At 69.1% G+C, this 15,711-nt stretch carries 15 protein-coding genes; 8 read left to right on the top strand and 7 right to left on the bottom strand.

Annotated elements, in window-relative coordinates; translation table 11 throughout:
• The first annotated feature begins 251 nt into the window (after positions 1-251).
• From ABZT93_RS12690 to ABZT93_RS12675, 4 genes are all read left to right on the top strand, one after another.
• Positions 252-1,535, top strand: coding sequence for an extracellular solute-binding protein (locus ABZT93_RS12690; protein WP_356102836.1), 1,284 nt, complete (start codon positions 252-254; stop codon positions 1,533-1,535).
• 464 nt (positions 1,536-1,999) lie between these two features.
• Positions 2,000-2,980, top strand: coding sequence for a sugar ABC transporter permease (locus ABZT93_RS12685; RefSeq protein WP_356102834.1), 981 nt, complete (start codon positions 2,000-2,002; stop codon positions 2,978-2,980).
• A complete protein-coding gene (locus ABZT93_RS12680) occupies positions 2,977-3,819 on the top strand; it encodes a carbohydrate ABC transporter permease (RefSeq protein WP_356102833.1) in 843 nt (280 codons plus the stop codon). Before ABZT93_RS12685 ends, ABZT93_RS12680 begins: the two co-directional genes overlap by 4 nt.
• Before the next feature lie 8 nt (positions 3,820-3,827).
• Complete coding sequence (locus ABZT93_RS12675; protein ID WP_356102830.1) at positions 3,828-5,327, top strand: glycoside hydrolase family 3 protein; 1,500 nt, start codon at positions 3,828-3,830, stop codon at positions 5,325-5,327.
• Between the two features lie 150 nt (positions 5,328-5,477).
• Here ABZT93_RS12675 and nagB read toward each other — a convergent pair whose 3' ends face one another.
• Positions 5,478-6,263, bottom strand: a complete 786-nt coding sequence (gene nagB / locus ABZT93_RS12670) for a glucosamine-6-phosphate deaminase (protein WP_356102826.1) — start codon at positions 6,261-6,263, stop codon at positions 5,478-5,480.
• A 209-nt stretch (positions 6,264-6,472) separates the two neighbouring features.
• On the opposite strand from nagB, the gene ABZT93_RS12665 reads away from it, so the two are divergent.
• The gene (locus ABZT93_RS12665) at positions 6,473-7,546 is read left to right on the top strand and encodes an SIS domain-containing protein (RefSeq protein WP_356102822.1); all 1,074 of its coding nucleotides are present in this window, start codon (positions 6,473-6,475) and stop codon (positions 7,544-7,546) included.
• A 15-nt stretch (positions 7,547-7,561) separates the two neighbouring features.
• On the opposite strand, the gene ABZT93_RS12660 is transcribed toward ABZT93_RS12665, so the two are convergent.
• The gene (locus tag ABZT93_RS12660) at positions 7,562-8,314 is read right to left on the bottom strand and encodes an SDR family oxidoreductase (protein WP_356102820.1); all 753 of its coding nucleotides are present in this window, start codon (positions 8,312-8,314) and stop codon (positions 7,562-7,564) included.
• A 92-nt stretch (positions 8,315-8,406) separates the two neighbouring features.
• Here ABZT93_RS12660 and ABZT93_RS12655 point away from each other — a divergent pair, with 92 nt between their 5' ends.
• Positions 8,407-9,048, top strand: coding sequence for a TetR/AcrR family transcriptional regulator (locus ABZT93_RS12655; protein WP_356102817.1), 642 nt, complete (start codon positions 8,407-8,409; stop codon positions 9,046-9,048).
• A gap of 388 nt (positions 9,049-9,436) precedes the next feature.
• Entirely contained in the window at positions 9,437-10,903 is a 1,467-nt protein-coding gene (locus ABZT93_RS12650; protein WP_356102942.1) for a PAS domain-containing sensor histidine kinase, read from the top strand.
• Between the two features lie 206 nt (positions 10,904-11,109).
• On the opposite strand, the gene ABZT93_RS12645 is transcribed toward ABZT93_RS12650, so the two are convergent.
• Together ABZT93_RS12645 and ABZT93_RS12640 are read right to left on the bottom strand one after the other, a co-directional pair.
• On the bottom strand, positions 11,110-11,367 hold the full coding sequence (locus ABZT93_RS12645; protein WP_006142322.1) for a WhiB family transcriptional regulator: 258 nt from the start codon (positions 11,365-11,367) through the stop codon (positions 11,110-11,112).
• Positions 11,368-11,688: 321 nt separating this feature from the next.
• Positions 11,689-12,657: a diacylglycerol kinase family protein gene (locus ABZT93_RS12640; protein ID WP_356102814.1), complete on the bottom strand. Its 969-nt coding sequence runs from the start codon at positions 12,655-12,657 to the stop codon at positions 11,689-11,691.
• 170 nt (positions 12,658-12,827) lie between these two features.
• Here ABZT93_RS12640 and ABZT93_RS12635 point away from each other — a divergent pair, with 170 nt between their 5' ends.
• Positions 12,828-13,283 carry a hypothetical protein gene (locus ABZT93_RS12635; RefSeq protein WP_356102811.1) on the top strand — a complete coding sequence of 152 codons (456 nt, stop codon included), beginning with the start codon at positions 12,828-12,830 and terminating at the stop codon, positions 13,281-13,283.
• A 264-nt stretch (positions 13,284-13,547) separates the two neighbouring features.
• Here ABZT93_RS12635 and ABZT93_RS12630 read toward each other — a convergent pair whose 3' ends face one another.
• The 3 genes from ABZT93_RS12630 to ABZT93_RS12620 form a co-directional block, all read right to left on the bottom strand.
• On the bottom strand, positions 13,548-14,693 hold the full coding sequence (locus tag ABZT93_RS12630) for an RNA polymerase sigma factor SigF (RefSeq protein WP_356102809.1): 1,146 nt from the start codon (positions 14,691-14,693) through the stop codon (positions 13,548-13,550).
• Between the two features lie 17 nt (positions 14,694-14,710).
• Positions 14,711-15,124 carry an anti-sigma regulatory factor gene (locus tag ABZT93_RS12625; RefSeq protein ID WP_004925829.1) on the bottom strand — a complete coding sequence of 138 codons (414 nt, stop codon included), beginning with the start codon at positions 15,122-15,124 and terminating at the stop codon, positions 14,711-14,713.
• A 260-nt stretch (positions 15,125-15,384) separates the two neighbouring features.
• A complete protein-coding gene (locus ABZT93_RS12620; RefSeq protein ID WP_355751043.1) occupies positions 15,385-15,645 on the bottom strand; it encodes a UBP-type zinc finger domain-containing protein in 261 nt (86 codons plus the stop codon).
• Between the last annotated feature and the right edge of the window lie 66 nt (positions 15,646-15,711).

Genomic DNA, 15,711 nt, shown 5'->3' with positions numbered 1-15,711 from the left:
TCACCACCTCTTTTGGTCTAGTCCACAGAGGTAAGTGGTCTAGCGGACGAGAGTACTCCGGCGCCGCTGTTTTCGCTGGCTTCTTTACTAATGGTTCCTGCATATGTAGGTCGCATAACGGCTGGTCAGGGCCTTTTCGAGCACTCTTGACAGGTTCCGTGGTCTGGTCCAAGCTCCCCCTACTGGTCTACACCATTGGTCCAGGTCCCGGCCTGTGGGCGGGAGGTGTGGGCATCCCTGAGGAGGGTGGCGTGAAGCGCAAGCTGATAGCCGCGATCGGTATCGCGGGCATGGTGGTCACCGTCGCGGCGTGCGGTGGCAGCGACAGCGGAAGTTCGGACAACAGCGGCGCGGACGCCAAGGAGCTGACCGTCTGGCTCACCGTCGACGCCCAGAACAACTGGCCCGCGCTGGTGAAGGCCGCGGACGCGGCGGTCCAGAAGAAGCACCCCGGCATCAAGATCAACCACGAGTACTACGGCTGGCCCGACAAGAACACCAAGCTCGACGCGGTCCTCGCCACCGACAAGGCCCCCGACGTGGTCGAGATGGGCAACACCGAGATGCTGGGCTACATGGTCAAGGGCGCCTTCGCTCCCCTGGACACGTCGAAGTTCACCAACTCGTCCGCCTGGCTCGACGGCCTCAAGGCCTCGGTGACCTACGACGGCAAGACCTACGGCGTCCCGTACTACGCGGGCGGCCGGGTCGGCAACTGGCGCAAGGACGTCTTCGCCTCGGTCGGCGTCAAGTCGCCCCCGAAGACCTACGCGGAGCTCACCGCCGCCCTGGACAAGGTCCAGAAGAAGGAGGGCGACAAGTTCTCCGCCTGGTACCAGCCCACCCGTGACTGGTACGCGGCCATGTCCTTCGTCTACGACGCCGGCGGCTCCATCGCGGTCGAGTCGGGCGGCCAGTGGAAGGCCAACCTCTCCTCGCCCGAGTCGGTCAAGGGCCTCACCGAGTTCAAGAACGTCGTCGACAAGTACATGCACGGCGACAAGACCAAGGACGAGTCCGACCGCTACATCGTCTACGGCCAGGGCAAGTCCGGCATGATCTTCGGCGCGGCCTGGGAGGGTGCGACCTCCGCCGACCCGAAGAACGACAAGACCGGCAAGCTCAAGGACAACCTCGAGAACTTCGTGATGCCGGGTCCGTCCGGCAAGAACATGCCCGTCTTCCTGGGCGGTTCGGACCTCGCCGTCCCGGTCAAGTCCAAGGCTCAGGCGGTCGCCGCCGAGTGGATCAACGCCTTCACCGGTCCCTCCGGCCAGAAGGGCCTGATGGCCAAGGGCAACCTGCCCAACAACAAGACCGACCTCGCCACCCTGAAGAACGACCCGGCGACCGCGGTCCCGGCCACCGCGGCCGAGTCCAACTGGTTCGTCCCGATGGCGCCCGGCTGGGGCCAGGTCGAGAAGGCGCAGGTCCTGCAGACCATGCTCCAGAACATCGGCACCGGCAAGAAGTCGGTGGAGGCGGCGGCCAAGGAGGCCGACGCGGCGATCGACAAGGTCATCAACACCAAGTGACCGCAGGCAGGGCCCCGTTGAGACCGACGGGGCCCTGCTTCCCGTACTGCCTGTGCGGGTTCGATCCCGGTACGGCCGGTGGGGGCGCTGCTTCCGGTACTGCCCGTGCCGGGTTCGACTCCCGCGCCACCACCGGTGCGGGGCCCCGCTTCCCCCGCTACCTGTGCGGGGTTCGACCCCCGTACAACTCGTGCCGGGTTCGACTCCCGTACGACCGGTGCGGGGCGTTGCTTCCCGTACTGCCTGTGTGGGTTCGACTCCTGGGTTCGAGCCCCGTAACCGCCGTGCGGGGCGCTGCTTCCCGTACTGCCCGCGCGAGGTCCACTCCCGTACCACCCGTGCGGGCTCCGGCCCGTGTGACCTGTGCGGGCTTCGACTACGCACGGTCCGTACGGGCTTCGACTCCGCACGACCCGTGCGGGCTTCGCTTCCGTACGACCAGAAGGATCGCTGAGGAGCGCGCGATGAGTGCCGCAGACACGACCACCCCCGCCAAGGCGCCGCCGCCGATGGCCGTACCACCGCCGGTCCCGCCCGCGCCGCCGAGCAGAAAGCGCGCCTTCAGCGGCACTCCCTGGCTGCTGCTCGCCCCCTGTCTGCTCGTCCTGGCCCTGGTCATGGGCTATCCGCTGGTTCGCCTGGTCACGCTGTCCTTCCAGAAGTTCGGCCAGTCCCAACTGTGGGGCTTCCTGCCGGCCCAGTGGGTCGGCTTCGACAACTTCACGGGCGTTCTCAACGACGGCGAGTTCTGGGCCGTCGTCGTGCGGACCATCGTCTTCGCGGCCGGCTGCGTGATCTTCACGATGGTCGCCGGCATGCTGATCGCCCTGCTGCTCCAGCGGGTCTCCGGCTGGGTGAAGACCCTGGTCAACATCGCCCTGGTGGCCAGCTGGGGCATGCCGATCATCGTTGCCACCACCGTCTTCAAGTGGCTGTTCGACGCGGACTACGGCGTCCTCAACGCGCTGCTGAGCAAACTGCCCGGGGTCGACCTCATCGGCCACAACTGGTTCGCGAGCGGACCCCAGGGCCTGGCCGTGATCATGCTCCTGGTGGTCTGGGGTGCCGTGCCCTTCGTCGTGATCACCCTCAGCGCCGGGCTCACCCAGGTCCCCGCCGAACTGGAGGAGGCGGCCCGTCTGGACGGCGCGGGCGCCTGGGGCGTCTTCCGGTACGTCACCCTGCCGATCCTCAAGCCGATCATCGTGATGCTCACGACCCTCTCGGTCATCTGGGACATGGGCGTCTTTCCGCAGGTCTTCGTCATGCGCAACGGCCACCCGGAAGCGGAGTTCCAGCTCCTGACCACCTACTCCTACGACCGGGCCTTCGTGGTCAACGACTACGGGCAGGGCTCGGCGATCGCGCTCATCACCGTGCTGCTGCTGCTCGGTGTGGTCGCCGTCTATATGCGCCAGATGCTGAAGATCGGAGAGGTCGAATGAGCACGCTCGCTCCCGGGACGCCCCGCAGGTCCAGGTTCGGCTGGAACCTCCTCGGCCTCCTCGTCTTCCTCGCCGCCGGCTTCCCCGTCTACTGGATGGTGAACACGGCGTTCAAGCCCGCCAAGGACGCCATCGACCCGGATCCGAGCCTGCTGCCGACCGGCCTCACGCTCGACAACTTCCGGCGCGCGCTGGACATCGCCGACTTCTGGGGCCCGGTCGCCCGCAGCCTCATCGTGTCCCTGTCGGTCGTGGCGATCGGCATCGTGGTGGGCACGCTGGCCGCGCTCGCCATCTCCCGCTTCGACTTCCGCGGCCGGAAAGTCGTGATCGTGGCCATCCTGGCGGTCCAGATGGTCCCCCTGGTCGCGATGATCATCCCGGTCTTCCTGCTGCTCAACGACCTCGATCAGTACGACAAGCTCTCCGGCCTGATCATCACGTACCTGACCTTCATCCTTCCCTTCACGGTGTGGACGCTGCGCGGGTTCATCGTCAACATCCCGAAGGAACTGGAGGAGGCGGCGATGGTGGACGGCTGCTCCCGCACCAGCGCCTTCATCCGCGTGGTCTTCCCGCTGCTTGCCCCCGGAATGGTCGCCACCTCGGTCTACGGCTTCATCCTGGCCTGGAACGAGTACCTGTACGCCCTGATGCTGCTCAGCCAGGAGCACCAGACCGCGACCGTCTGGCTCGGCAACTTCACCACCAAACACGGCACCGAATACGCCCCCATGATGGCCGGTTCCACCATGATGGCCGTGCCGATCGTGGTCCTCTTCCTCCTCGTCCAGCGCAAGATGGCCGCGGGTCTCACCGCGGGCGCCGTGAAGGGATAACGCCCCCGATGACGACTTTCGCCAGCGGCACCACCGCATCGAATGGGGAGAGGGGCTTGACGCGGGACGCCCTGACCGTCCTCCAGCCCGGCTTCACCGGCACCACCGCCCCCGACTGGCTGCTCCGCCGCCTCGGCGAGGGCCTCGCCTCGGTCGGCCTGTTCGGGCGCAACATCGCCTCACCGGAACAACTGGCCGCCCTGACAGCCCAGTTGCGTGCCGAACGCGACGACGTCCTGGTCGCCATCGACGAGGAGGGCGGTGACGTCACCCGTCTGGAGGTGCGCACCGGCTCGTCCTTCCCCGGCAACCACGCCCTCGGCGCGGTGGACGACCTGGAACTGACGAGGAAGGTGGCCGCGGAGCTGGGCCGCCGCCTCGCGGCCTGCGGGGTCAACCTCAACTGGGCCCCGTCGGCCGACGTGAACTCCAACCCGTCCAACCCGGTGATCGGCGTCCGCTCCTTCGGCGCCTCCGCCGACCTCGCCGCCCGCCACACGGCGGCCTACGTGACGGGGCTGCAGTCGGCGGGCGTCGCCGCCTGCACCAAGCACTTCCCGGGCCACGGCGACACCGCGATCGACTCCCACCACGCCCTGCCGCGCATCGACGTGGACGAGTCGGTCCTCCTGGAGCGCGAACTGCGGCCCTTCCGCGCGGCCATCGCCGCCGGCACCCGCGCGGTGATGACCGCTCACATCCTGGTCCCGGTCCTGGACCCGGACCGCCCGGCCACGCTGTCCTCCACGGTCCTGACCGACCTGCTCCGCCGTGAACTCGGCTACACCGGTCTCATCGTCACCGACGGCATGGAAATGCAGGCCATCGCCGGCACCTACGGCATCGAGCGCGGCAGCGTCCTGGCCATCGCCGCCGGTGCCGACGCGATCTGCGTGGGCGGTGGCCTCGCCGACGACGAGACGGTACGGCGCCTGCGCGACGCCCTGGTCTCGGCGGTCCGCTCGGGCGAACTCCCCGAGGAGCGGCTCGCGGAAGCGGCGGAACGTGTCCGCACGCTGGCCCACTGGACGGCGGCCGCCGCGGACGCACAACTGCCGGCCGACGAGGAGGTGGGACTGCGCGCGGCCCGAAGGGCGTTGCGCATCACCGGCGGTGACGACTTCACCCCCCTCACCACCGCGCCCTACGTCGCCGCCTTCACACCGGTGGCCAACGTGGCCGTCGGTGACGAGACACCCTGGGGCGTCGCCGCCGAACTCGCCCGTCTGCTCCCCGGCACGGAAACGGGCAGCTTCGCGGGCGAGGACGCCGGCCTCGCCACCCTGGCCGCGGCCGGCCCCCGCCGCATCGTGGCCGTGGTCCGCGACGAACACCGCCACCCCTGGATGGGCGCGGCCCTGGACACCGTCCTCCGCACCCGCCCCGACACCATCGTGATCGAGATGGGCCTTCCTCAGGCTCCTGCCCGAGGCGCCCTGCACATCGCAACGCACGGCGCGGCAAGAGTCTGCGGCAGAGCGGCGGCAGAGGTCATCGCGGGGGAGTAGGGGCTACGGCACGAAAGGCGCCGCTCCCCGGGGAGGGAACGGCGCCTCGGTGCTTTTCAGGGGCGCGGGGAACTGCGCGACCAGCCCCGACGAACCCGCAGTCCGCAGACGGCGGAACCCGGCAGACGAAACCGCAGACGAAACCGCCCCTCAGATCCCCTGCCAGTCAGGCTTGTTGACGAACGTGTGCCGGAAGTAGTCCGCCAGCTTCAGCTTGGAAGCAGCCCCCTCGTCCACCACCACCGTCGCATGTGGATGCAACTGCAGCGCCGAGGCAGGACACACCGCGGCGACCGGCCCCTCCACCGTCGCCGCCACCGCGTCCGCCTTGCCCTCACCCGTGGCGAGCAGCACCAGGTGCCGGGCCTCGAGGATTGTCCCGATCCCCTGGGTGATCACATGGTGCGGCACCTGAGTGATGTCCCCCTCGAAGAACCGCGCGTTGTCCACCCGCGTCTGCTCGGTCAACGTCTTGATCCGGGTCCGCGAGGCCAGCGAGGAACACGGCTCGTTGAACCCGATGTGCCCGTCCGTCCCGATCCCGAGCAACTGCAGATCCACGCCCCCCGCATCGGCCAGCGCCGAGTCGTACGCCTCGCACGCACCGAGGATGTCCTGCGCGGTCCCGTCCGGCCCCATGAAGGAGGCCATCGGTATCCCCAGCGGCTCCAGCACCTCGCGTCGCAGCACCGAACGGTAGGACTCCGGATGCTCGGCCGGCAGCCCCACGTACTCGTCAAGCTGGGCTATCCGCGCCCGCGAGGCGTCCACGGCACCGGAACGCACCTTCGCGGCCAGGGCTTCATAGATGGGCAGCGGGGTGGAGCCGGTCGCCACACCGAGCAGGGCGTCGGGCTTGCGCCGGAGCAGCTGGGCCATGGCCTCGGCGATGAGCTCGCCGCCCGCCTTGGCATCGGGAACGATGACAACTTCCACGCTGGGCCTGCCGATCTGAGGAAACGGTCTGATCTGTAGAAACGGTCTGAACGGAGAGGGCTCGACCGGACCCCGGTGCGGCCCATGTGGTTTAGACCAATCTAACAGAATCGGGTGCGGCGGCCCAGGTCCCCGAACGCCGTCACCGCGTCACATCGCGGACAGCGCCTTTTCGCGCGGGGGAGCGGAACGGGGAGTGGAATAGGGCCATGAACAGCGTCACGACATCCGACCCGCAGAGCCAACTCCCCGGCCGGATCATGGCCCGCGAGATGGCCGAACAGCCCGCCGTCCTGCGCCGCATCCTGGACGAGGGCGCCCCGGCCATCCGCAAGGTCGCCCAGGAGATCGCCGCCCGCGCACCCCGCTTCGTCCTCCTCACCGCCCGCGGCACCTCCGACAACGCGGCCCTCTACGCCAAGTACCTCCTCGAAATCCGCCTCGGCCTGCCCTGCGGGCTGACCTCCATGTCGACGACCACCGCCTACGGTGCCCGCCCCGACCTCACCGATGTCCTCGTCGTCACCGTCAGCCAGTCCGGCGGCTCCCCGGACCTGGTGGCCTCGACCCGGGCCGCCCGCGAGGCCGGCGCCATCACCCTCGCGGTGACCAACAACCCCGACTCCCCACTGGCCGGCGTCTCCGAGTACCACGTCGACATCCTGGCCGGACCGGAGAAGGCACTCCCCGCGACCAAGACCTACACGGCCTCCCTCCTCGCCCTCTATCTCTTCGTCGAAGGCCTGCGCGCCGGCGACGGAGCACCCGCCCAGGTACTGCCGGACCTGGCCGCCGGACTGCTCGCCCGGCAGGACGAGGTCCGCGCCCTCGCCGCCCGCTACCGCTTCGCCGAGCGCATGGTGATCACCTCCCGCGGCTACGGCTACCCCACGGCCAGGGAAGCCGCCCTCAAGCTGATGGAGACGAGCTACATCCCCGCGCTCGCCTACTCCGGCGCGGATCTGCTCCACGGCCCCCTCGCCATGGTCGACAACGTCTCGCCGGTCATCGCGGTCGTCACCGACGGCAAGGGCGGCGAGGCACTCCAGCCCGTCCTCGACCGGCTGCGTGGCCGGGGTGCGGACCTGGTCGTGGTCGGCCCCCGGAGTCAGGTCGAGCAGGCCTCGGCCGGCTTCGCCCTGCCGACCGACCACGTGGCCGAGGAGGTCCAGCCCGTGCTGGAGATCATCCCCCTCCAGCTCCTGGCGTACGAGGTCACCATCGCCCGCGGTCAGGACCCGGACGCGCCACGCGCCCTGGCGAAGGTGACGGAGACGCACTGAGCCCTGACGGACGGCTCACGGCATCGAACCTCCCGTGGCGTCCAGCCAGCTCCCGGTCACCCACCGCCCGTCGTCAGAGGCCAGGAAGGCCACCACGTCCGCGACATCGGCCGGTGTCCCCACCTGTCCCAGCGCCGAAAGGGCCTCCGCCTGCGCCCAGCCGCCTTCGGTGCCGTGGAGCAACCGGGCGGTGTTGTCGGTGTCGATCAGGCCGGGTGCCACCGAGTTCACCCGGATACCCCGCAGGCCCAGGACCTTGGACAGATCGCGGGAGAACACGTCCAGCGCGCTCTTCGTCATGGCGTAGGCCATGTTGTGCGGCATGGCGGCGGTACGGGCCAGCCCCGACGAGATGTTGATGATCCGGCCGCCGTCCCGCAGTCGTATCGAGCCCTGTTTGACCAGGAAGAACGGCGCCTTCACATTGACCGCGAAGAGCCTGTCGTACTCCGCCTCGTCGATCTCCTCGATCGGGCGTGAGGAGCCGATTCCCGCGTTGTTCACCAGGATGTCGAGCCCGTCCGCGTGCCGGTCGAACTCCTCCCAGAGACGGCCGACGGCCCCGGGTGTCTCCAGCTCGGCCCGGATCGTGAAACCGCGGCCGCCGGCAGCCTCGATCGCGGCGACCGTCTCCTTCGCCGCCGCCTCACTCCTGCCGTAGTGCACGCCCACCCGTGCTCCGTCCCGCCCGAGGCGCACGGCGATGCCCCGCCCGATGCCCCTGCTCGCCCCCGTCACCAGAGCCGTCCTGCCCGTGAGTGCGCCCATGGCGTCGCCCTCCATTTCTCTAGCGGTCGATACAGAAAAACCGTACAACGCTCCCGACTCCTTTCTCTAGCACTCGCTATACAATTCACTCCATGGTGGGCATCGAGGAGACGGAAGCGCAGGTCAAGCCTGCGGTCAGGCGATCGAAACCCCGTGGACGCCCTCGGTCCTTCGACCGAGCGACCGCCCTGGAGAAGGCGATCCTGGCCTTCTGGGAGCACGGATACGAGGCCACGTCCGTCTCCGACCTCACCCGCGTCATGGACATCGGGGCCCCCAGCCTGTACGCGGCCTTCGGTGACAAGCGGTCGCTGTTCGAGGAGGTCGTGAAGGAGTACGGCGTCCGGTACGGCTCCTTCGGTGACCGCGCTCTCGCCGAGGAACCGACCGCCCGGGCCGCCGTGGAACGGATGCTGCGAGAGGCCGCCTACGAGTACACGGCTCCCGGCCATCCGCACGGCTGCCTCGTCATCCATGCCGCCACCAACTGCTCCACCCCGGAGGTCGAGGAGTCGCTGCGCGGGCGGCGCAACGCCAACATCGCCGCCCTCGAGAGCCGTATCGGCGCCGACATCGCCACGGGGGAGCTGCCGACCGGAACCGACGCCGCCGTGCTGGCCCGGTACGCCGGGGCGGTGCTCCAGGGCATGTCCCAGCAGGCGCGCGACGGCGCGAGCCGGGAGGAGTTGGAGGCGGTCGCGGAAATTGCCATGGCCATCTGGCCCCGCACATGAACCCACACGCGTTAGGCTGCGTGGTGGTTGTTAGGGCGTCCGAGTAGGTGACTCCCGTGAGGGAAAGCTCCAACAACAAACAGGCACCAACGCATGGACACACCTAGTGGTCTAGTCCACAATTGAACCGTGACTTCCGTCTTCCCCGCACAGGAAGGCGGACCGAGGAACCGGAGCTCTCTGCCCTGACTGCCCCGGGTCCTCATCCTCGGCCGACCGGGACCGCACACCCCACGGCCGATGTTGCTCCGGGCTGCGGTGCCGGGAAGGTTGAGGGTCCTTCCCAGGCGCCGCGGCCCGCGGGTGTTACCGGGCCCGGGATTCCCTCGGCGTACGGCGTTTTTAGGTCACTCACATACCCCCAGGTACGCTCACATCCGTGCCCTCCATGAACGAACTGGTCCGCCAGCACACCGCCCTCGACGACTCCGACCTCGAGTGGCTGCATCTGCTGGTCTCGGAGTGGCAGTTGCTCTCCGACCTCTCCTTCGCCGACCTCGTCCTGTGGGTCCCCACCCACGACGGCACCCGCTATGTGTCCGTCGCCCAGATGCGGCCCAACACCGGCCCCACCTCCTATCAGGACGACATGGTCGGCCACCTCGTCCCGCGTGGCCGGCGCCCGCTGCTGGACGCGGCGCTCGACGAGGGCAGGATCGTGCGCGAGGGCGACCCGGAGTGGCGCGAGGAGGTCCCGGTCCGCGTCGAGTCGATTCCGGTACGACGGGAGGGGCGCGTCCTCGGTGTCATCGCGCGCAACACCAACCTGCTGACCGTCCGCACCCCGAGTCGGCTCGAACTGACCTATCTGCAGAGCGCGTCCGACCTGGCCCAGATGATCGCGGCCGGCTCCTTCCCGTTCCCCAACCAGCAGATGGACATGGACGCCGCACCCCGAGTCGGTGACGGCCTGATCCGCCTGGACGCGGACGGCATCGTCCAGTACGCCTCTCCGAACGCCCTGTCCGCCTACCACCGCATGGGCCTCGCCTCCGACCTCGTGGGCCAGCACCTCGGCCTGACCACCGCCGAACTCGCCCCGACCCGCGGCCCGGTGGACGAGGCGCTCGCCAAGGTCGCCAGCGGCTGGGCGCCCCGTGAGTTCGAGATCGAGGCGCACGACGGGGTCATCCAGTTCCGGGCGATCCCGCTCAAACCCAAGGGCACCCGCATCGGCTCACTGGTCCTGCTGCGCGACGTGACCGAACTGCGCCGCCGCGAGCGCGAGTTGATCACCAAGGACGCGACCATCCGGGAGATCCACCACCGGGTGAAGAACAACCTCCAGACGGTGGCGGCCCTGCTGCGCCTCCAGGCCCGGCGCATCGAGTCCGACCGCGGCCGGGAGGCCCTCGAAGAGGCGGTACGGCGGGTCGGCTCCATCGCGATCGTGCACGAGACGCTGTCTCAGAACCTGGACGAGCGCGTGGAGTTCGACGAGATCGCCGACCGCGTCCTCGCCATGGTCGCCGAGATCTCCCCGGGCAAGGTCACCGGCCGGCGCAGCGGACGCTTCGGCATCCTGGACGCCGAGGTCGCCACCCCCCTGTCCATGGTCCTCACGGAAATCCTCCAGAACGCCCTGGAGCACGGCTTCCGCGAGGGCGAGACCGGCACGGTCGAGGTCGCGGCCGTCCGCGGCGGCACCACCAAGGAGGCCCGCCTCCTCGTCACCGTCCAGGACGACGGCGTCGGTCTGCCCGAGGGGTTCGACCCGCACACCTCGGGCAACCTCGGACTGCAGATCGTACGGACGCTGGTGGAGGGCGAGTTGGGCGGCACGTTCGACATGGTCCCGGCCGCGGAGGGTGGCACCCGGGTGATCCTGGATGTGCCGGTGCGGGCGCACAAGTAAGGCGCGCACGGTCTGCGCGAGCGACTCCAAACCCCTGAACGGTCCGGGGCACAGCAAAAAGCCCCGGACCGTTCAGGGGTCCGGGGCTCAAATGCTCGTTGCCAGCGTGTGCTGCGCATCGGGGGTACTGCGCGCTGCGGCTCGGGGGCGGGAGAAGCGTACGCGGTGTACGCGCCGCCAAGCTCAGGCTGTGCGGGGTGGATATGTCAGGCGGATGCCTGACGGGCCCGGTTGCGGGCGGCACGGCGCTTCATGGCGCGACGCTCGTCCTCGCTGAGACCACCCCAGACGCCGGAGTCCTGACCGGACTCGAGCGCCCACTGCAGACACTGATCCATAACGGGGCAGCGACGGCAGACGGCCTTGGCTTCCTCGATCTGCAGCAGCGCAGGACCGGTGTTGCCGATGGGGAAGAAGAGCTCGGGGTCTTCCTCGCGGCAAACGGCGTTGTGACGCCAGTCCATGGCTGCTACCTCTCCTTGGTATTACGTGCAAGTTGCTTGTGAATGTGAACGCTTTCACGAATCCCTCAACAAGTGAAGGGCCGATCGCCGAGTCTTCCCCGGCGTGGTCCTGTGGATTGAAGAGGGGTTCCGGTGGCCTGTGGACGCTGATGTTGCGGGCTGTCCCGACCGCCACGTAGAGACTCGCAAACCTCAGCGGCGGATACAACCCCTTCCGGAAAGTTTTTTTTGATTCCTCGGTGTCGACTAGGTCACAGCCGTACTTCCATGGGGTGGACCCTGGTCTAAACGTTCGAGTGAAAGGACTTTAGCCCCTTCTGCTCACACAATCACACGCAGTGCACGGCGTACGCCTGTGAACGTCACGCTCGTACGCAGTCCGAGGTGGTCGCCGTCCATCTGGAGGGGTAGGGGCACCTTCGAATGCAAGGTGAACTGGTCCAGGTCGTGCAAGGACACGGCGTGCTTGCCATGAGGGCCGCGTTCGGGGGACGAAGTGAGCAACTGGGTGCCATATCGGGCCATCGCGGGCGTCGTCATACGGCTGAGACCGAGTACGTCGAGGCCCTTGTCGAACGACGCCTTAGGTGACGCGTACATCGGGTGATTGCCCAGGAAGGTCCACGGAGAGGTGTTCGAGACTATGGAAAGGACCAGATCGGTCACCGGCTCCGCATCCGGACGCTCCATGGTGATCGTCCCGTGCCGGCGGTGCGCCTCGCCGAAGAACTGGCGCAATGCCTGACGGACGTAGAGAGCGTGTGTGGATTTCCTGCCGCGCTCCCGCTGCTGCTCGACCCGGCCGACCACACCGGCGTCGAATCCGAGTCCCGCGTTGAAGGTGAACCAGCGCTCCGGCACGGCCTCGTCCTCGGTGCCGGGCGTCCCCGCGGTCAGACCCAGGCCGACCGTGCGCTCGCTGCCTTCGCGCAGGGCGTCCAGGAGGGCGCCGGTGGCCTCGACGGCGTCGTTGGGCAGGCCGAGGGCGCGGGCGAAGACGTTGGTGGAGCCACCGGGGACCACGGCGAGGCCGGGGAGGTGCTCGGGGTCGGGGCCCGCGTGCAGGAGGCCGTTGACGACCTCGTTGACCGTGCCGTCGCCGCCCAGGGCCACGACCAGGTCGATGTCCTCGCTCTCCGCCGCCTGCCGGCCCAGGTCGCGTGCGTGGCCGCGGTACTCGGTGGTGACCGCTTCCAGTTTCATCTCGCTCGCCAGCGCATGGATCAGGACATCGCGCGTACGTGCGCTTGTGGTGGTTGCCGCCGGATTGACCACGAGAAGTGCACGCATGGGTTGCAGCGTACCTACTGGGTGGTACCGGGCACAGGTCGAGGTAGGGATCACGTAAGACTTCGGCGCGTGAACCTTGCCACGGGGGCGTGAGGCAACCCGCGCGCGGCCGTGTGCGTTGCCCGCGCCTCACCCGCGGCGGCACCAGGTGCGAGGGCTACCCTTCAGGGGTGAGCAGCGAGCAGACCCCCGCCACCGCCTCTTCCCCCGAAACCGCCGGTCCGCGACCGCGGCGCCTGACGTACGCCGCCGCCCTGGCCGCCCTGGAAGGGCTCGCGCTCGTGGCGGGAGGCGTCTGGATGCTCGTGGAGGGCCTGGCCGGCGACCCGGACGACCGGCAGTCGGCCGTCACCGGGGGCGTCACGCTGATCGTCCTCGCGCTGCTGCCGCTCCTCGCCGCACGCGGGCTGCTCGGCCGGCGCAGCTGGAGCCGGGGTCCGGCCGTCGTCACCCAGATCATGGCCCTGCCCGTCGCGTACAACCTCCTCCAGGCCGACAGCGTGGCGATCCCGGCGGGCATCGCCCTCGCGGTCGTCGCGGTGGCCGCGCTGATCCTGCTGATCAACCCGGCGACCACCCAGGCGCTCGGCATCAGGGGGCCGGGACGGGCACAGGACGGCAAGTAGTAGGTGTACCCCCAGGCGCGGGGCGGTGAGTGAGCTGCGGCGGTCGGCTCGGACCGCGCGGTATGACGGGGGCTTCGGGGTACGGCTCCGGATACGCGGCGTCGGATCCGCGGCCGGCACAGCCGGTCGTCGTCTCAGGACCTCAGCGGCCGGGTAGGTGACGAAGCAGTGGGTACCAGGCCAGGCTGCGGCCGGTCGGCCGGGGCCCGGGTCCGGCAGTGCGCCGGACACTCGGACCTCGCTGGGGGGTGGGCCGGGGTCGGCCTACTCCTCCACCAGCAGCTTCTCCCGGAGCTGGGCCAGGGTGCGGGCCAGCAGGCGGGAGACGTGCATCTGGGAGATGCCTACCTCTTGCGCGATCTGCGACTGGGTCATGTTGCCGAAGAAGCGGAGGAGAAGGATTCGCTTCTCGCGCGGGGGGAGATCCTCGAGCAGCGGCTTCAGCGACTCCCTGTACTCGACGCCCTCCAGCGCCTCGTCGTAGGCACCCAGCGTGTCCGCGACGGCCGGGGACTCGTCGTCCGTGTCGGGGACGTCCAGGGACAGCGTGGAGTACGCGTTGGCGGACTCCAGGCCCTCCAGGACCTCCTCCTCCGAGATGGCCAGCTTCTCGGCCAGCTCGTGGACCGTGGGGGAGCGGCCGTGCCGCTGCGAGAGCTCCGCGGTGGCCGTCGTCAGAGCCAGTCGCAGTTCCTGAAGGCGCCGGGGCACCCGGACCGCCCAGCCCTTGTCACGGAAGTGGCGCTTGATCTCGCCGACCACCGTGGGGGTCGCGTAGGTCGAGAACTCCACCCCGCGGTCCGGGTCGAAACGGTCGACCGACTTGATCAGCCCGATGGTGGCGACCTGGGTCAGGTCGTCCAGCGGCTCGCCGCGGTTGCGGAAGCGGCGCGCGAGGTGCTCGACGAGCGGCAGGTGCATCCGGACCAGCTGGTTGCGCAGCTCCGCGTACTCCGGGCTGCCGTCCTTCAGCGCGCGCAGTTCGACGAACAGGGCACGTGCCCCGCTGCGGTCCTGTGGATCGTGCCGCGGGACCGGCGTGTTGTTCGCGCCCGGCGCGCCGTCCTCTGCGTTTCGCTCGTGCTCGCTCATCGTCCCGCCCGTCGCCCTTCCACGAGCCGTCGCCTCCGTCCGCTCCGGGAGGACCCCGGCCCGCTCTGCGGGAGGCGCATCCTGCACGGCACCTTTCCGATCATGCTGCCCGTCGTCCAGGAAGCCGGTCGCCGTCGTGTCGGCGACGTCTTCCTCCGGATGCGGCCGGGGCTGCTCGGGGATGCCGTCGATGCCGTCCGCCATGCGGCGGGAACCGCCGGAGCTGTCGTCGCCCAGGCCGTCGGCGCCGCTCGGACCGACAGGGCGGTGCCCGCCCTCGGCCGGCAGCTCCCGTGTGCCGCGCTCTTCGTCCCGCACCGGCCCGTCCCCGTTCCTCACGCCGGCCCGGGTCCCGCGCCGCGCTGTTTGTAGAGGCTGATCGAAACGGTCTTGTCCTCGTCCACGGCCGACGAGACCTTGCCCGCGAGGGCCGAGAGGACGGTCCAGGCGAAGGTGTCCCGTGACGGTGCGTGACCGTCCGTGGTCGGGGCCGAGACGGTGACCTCCAGCGAGTCGTCGACGAGTCGGAAGACACAGCTGAGCACCGAGCCGGGCACGGCCTGCTGGAGCAGGATCGCGCAGGCCTCGTCCACCGCGATGCGCAGGTCCTCGATCTCGTCGAGGGTGAAGTCCAAACGGGCTGCGAGGCCGGCCGTGGCCGTCCGCAGCACCGACAGGTAGGCACCCGCGGCCGGCAGCCGGACTTCCACGAAGTCCTGGGTCGCGGGCTCGCCTGCGATCTGGGACACCCTCACCTCCAAGGTGGTACAAGCTTTACGGGGGCCGAGGGTCGCCCCCCGGAGTAACGCGACGTGTGGTTCAGCGGTGACGCTACCGCGCTCTCGACTTTCCTGTCCCCGGGACCCCAACCCCTTGCCGTCACTCACAGTAAAACTGTGGACACGCTCCGTGTCTAGGGGTTTGCGGCTCCAATTGGGAAGAACGCGCGCCGGGTTGACGTACCCAGACGTCAGACGGTCGAACCGTCCTGGAACCCGAGGGTCCAGGGTCACACAAGGACGTGGTCCACGAAGCACCAACGCCAGTTCTCACCCGGTTCGTGGGTCCGCATGACCGGGTGCTCGGAGTCCTTGTGGTGCTTCGTAGCGTGTTGTCCCGGCGAGGAGTCGCAGCAGCCGACGTGACCGCAGGACAGACACAGGCGCAGTTGTACCGGGTGGGTACCGTCCCTCAAGCACTCCGGGCAGGTGTCGCTGAGCGGCTCGGGCTCCGGGTGCGGCAGCGCGTCCGCGTGCGTGCACTGTTTCATGATTGCCAGGTTACGACGGCCGCGCGGGCGGCCGGGCGGAAAAAGAGGGCGGGCGCACGACGATGA

Source organism: Streptomyces sp. NPDC005303 (assembly GCF_040607335.1).
Lineage (GTDB): Bacteria > Actinomycetota > Actinomycetes > Streptomycetales > Streptomycetaceae > Streptomyces.
The sequence above is the reverse complement of the archived record's forward strand: the minus strand, read 5'-3'. Positions and strand labels throughout refer to the sequence as shown.

What these genes read in the sequence shown, in the direction of transcription:
- ABZT93_RS12685 (WP_356102834.1), top strand. Translation starts at nt 2,000, where the DNA reads ATGAGTGCCGCAGACACGACCACCCCCGCCAAGGCGCCGCCGCCGATG.
- ABZT93_RS12680 (WP_356102833.1), top strand. Translation starts at nt 2,977, where the DNA reads ATGAGCACGCTCGCTCCCGGGACGCCCCGCAGGTCCAGGTTCGGCTGG.
- ABZT93_RS12675 (WP_356102830.1), top strand. Translation starts at nt 3,828, where the DNA reads ATGACGACTTTCGCCAGCGGCACCACCGCATCGAATGGGGAGAGGGGC.
- ABZT93_RS12665 (WP_356102822.1), top strand. Translation starts at nt 6,473, where the DNA reads ATGAACAGCGTCACGACATCCGACCCGCAGAGCCAACTCCCCGGCCGG.
- ABZT93_RS12660 (WP_356102820.1), bottom strand. Translation starts at nt 8,314, where the DNA reads ATGGGCGCACTCACGGGCAGGACGGCTCTGGTGACGGGGGCGAGCAGG.
- ABZT93_RS12655 (WP_356102817.1), top strand. Translation starts at nt 8,407, where the DNA reads ATGGTGGGCATCGAGGAGACGGAAGCGCAGGTCAAGCCTGCGGTCAGG.
- ABZT93_RS12650 (WP_356102942.1), top strand. Translation starts at nt 9,437, where the DNA reads ATGAACGAACTGGTCCGCCAGCACACCGCCCTCGACGACTCCGACCTC.
- ABZT93_RS12645 (WP_006142322.1), bottom strand. Translation starts at nt 11,367, where the DNA reads ATGGACTGGCGTCACAACGCCGTTTGCCGCGAGGAAGACCCCGAGCTC.
- ABZT93_RS12640 (WP_356102814.1), bottom strand. Translation starts at nt 12,657, where the DNA reads ATGCGTGCACTTCTCGTGGTCAATCCGGCGGCAACCACCACAAGCGCA.
- ABZT93_RS12620 (WP_355751043.1), bottom strand. Translation starts at nt 15,645, where the DNA reads ATGAAACAGTGCACGCACGCGGACGCGCTGCCGCACCCGGAGCCCGAG.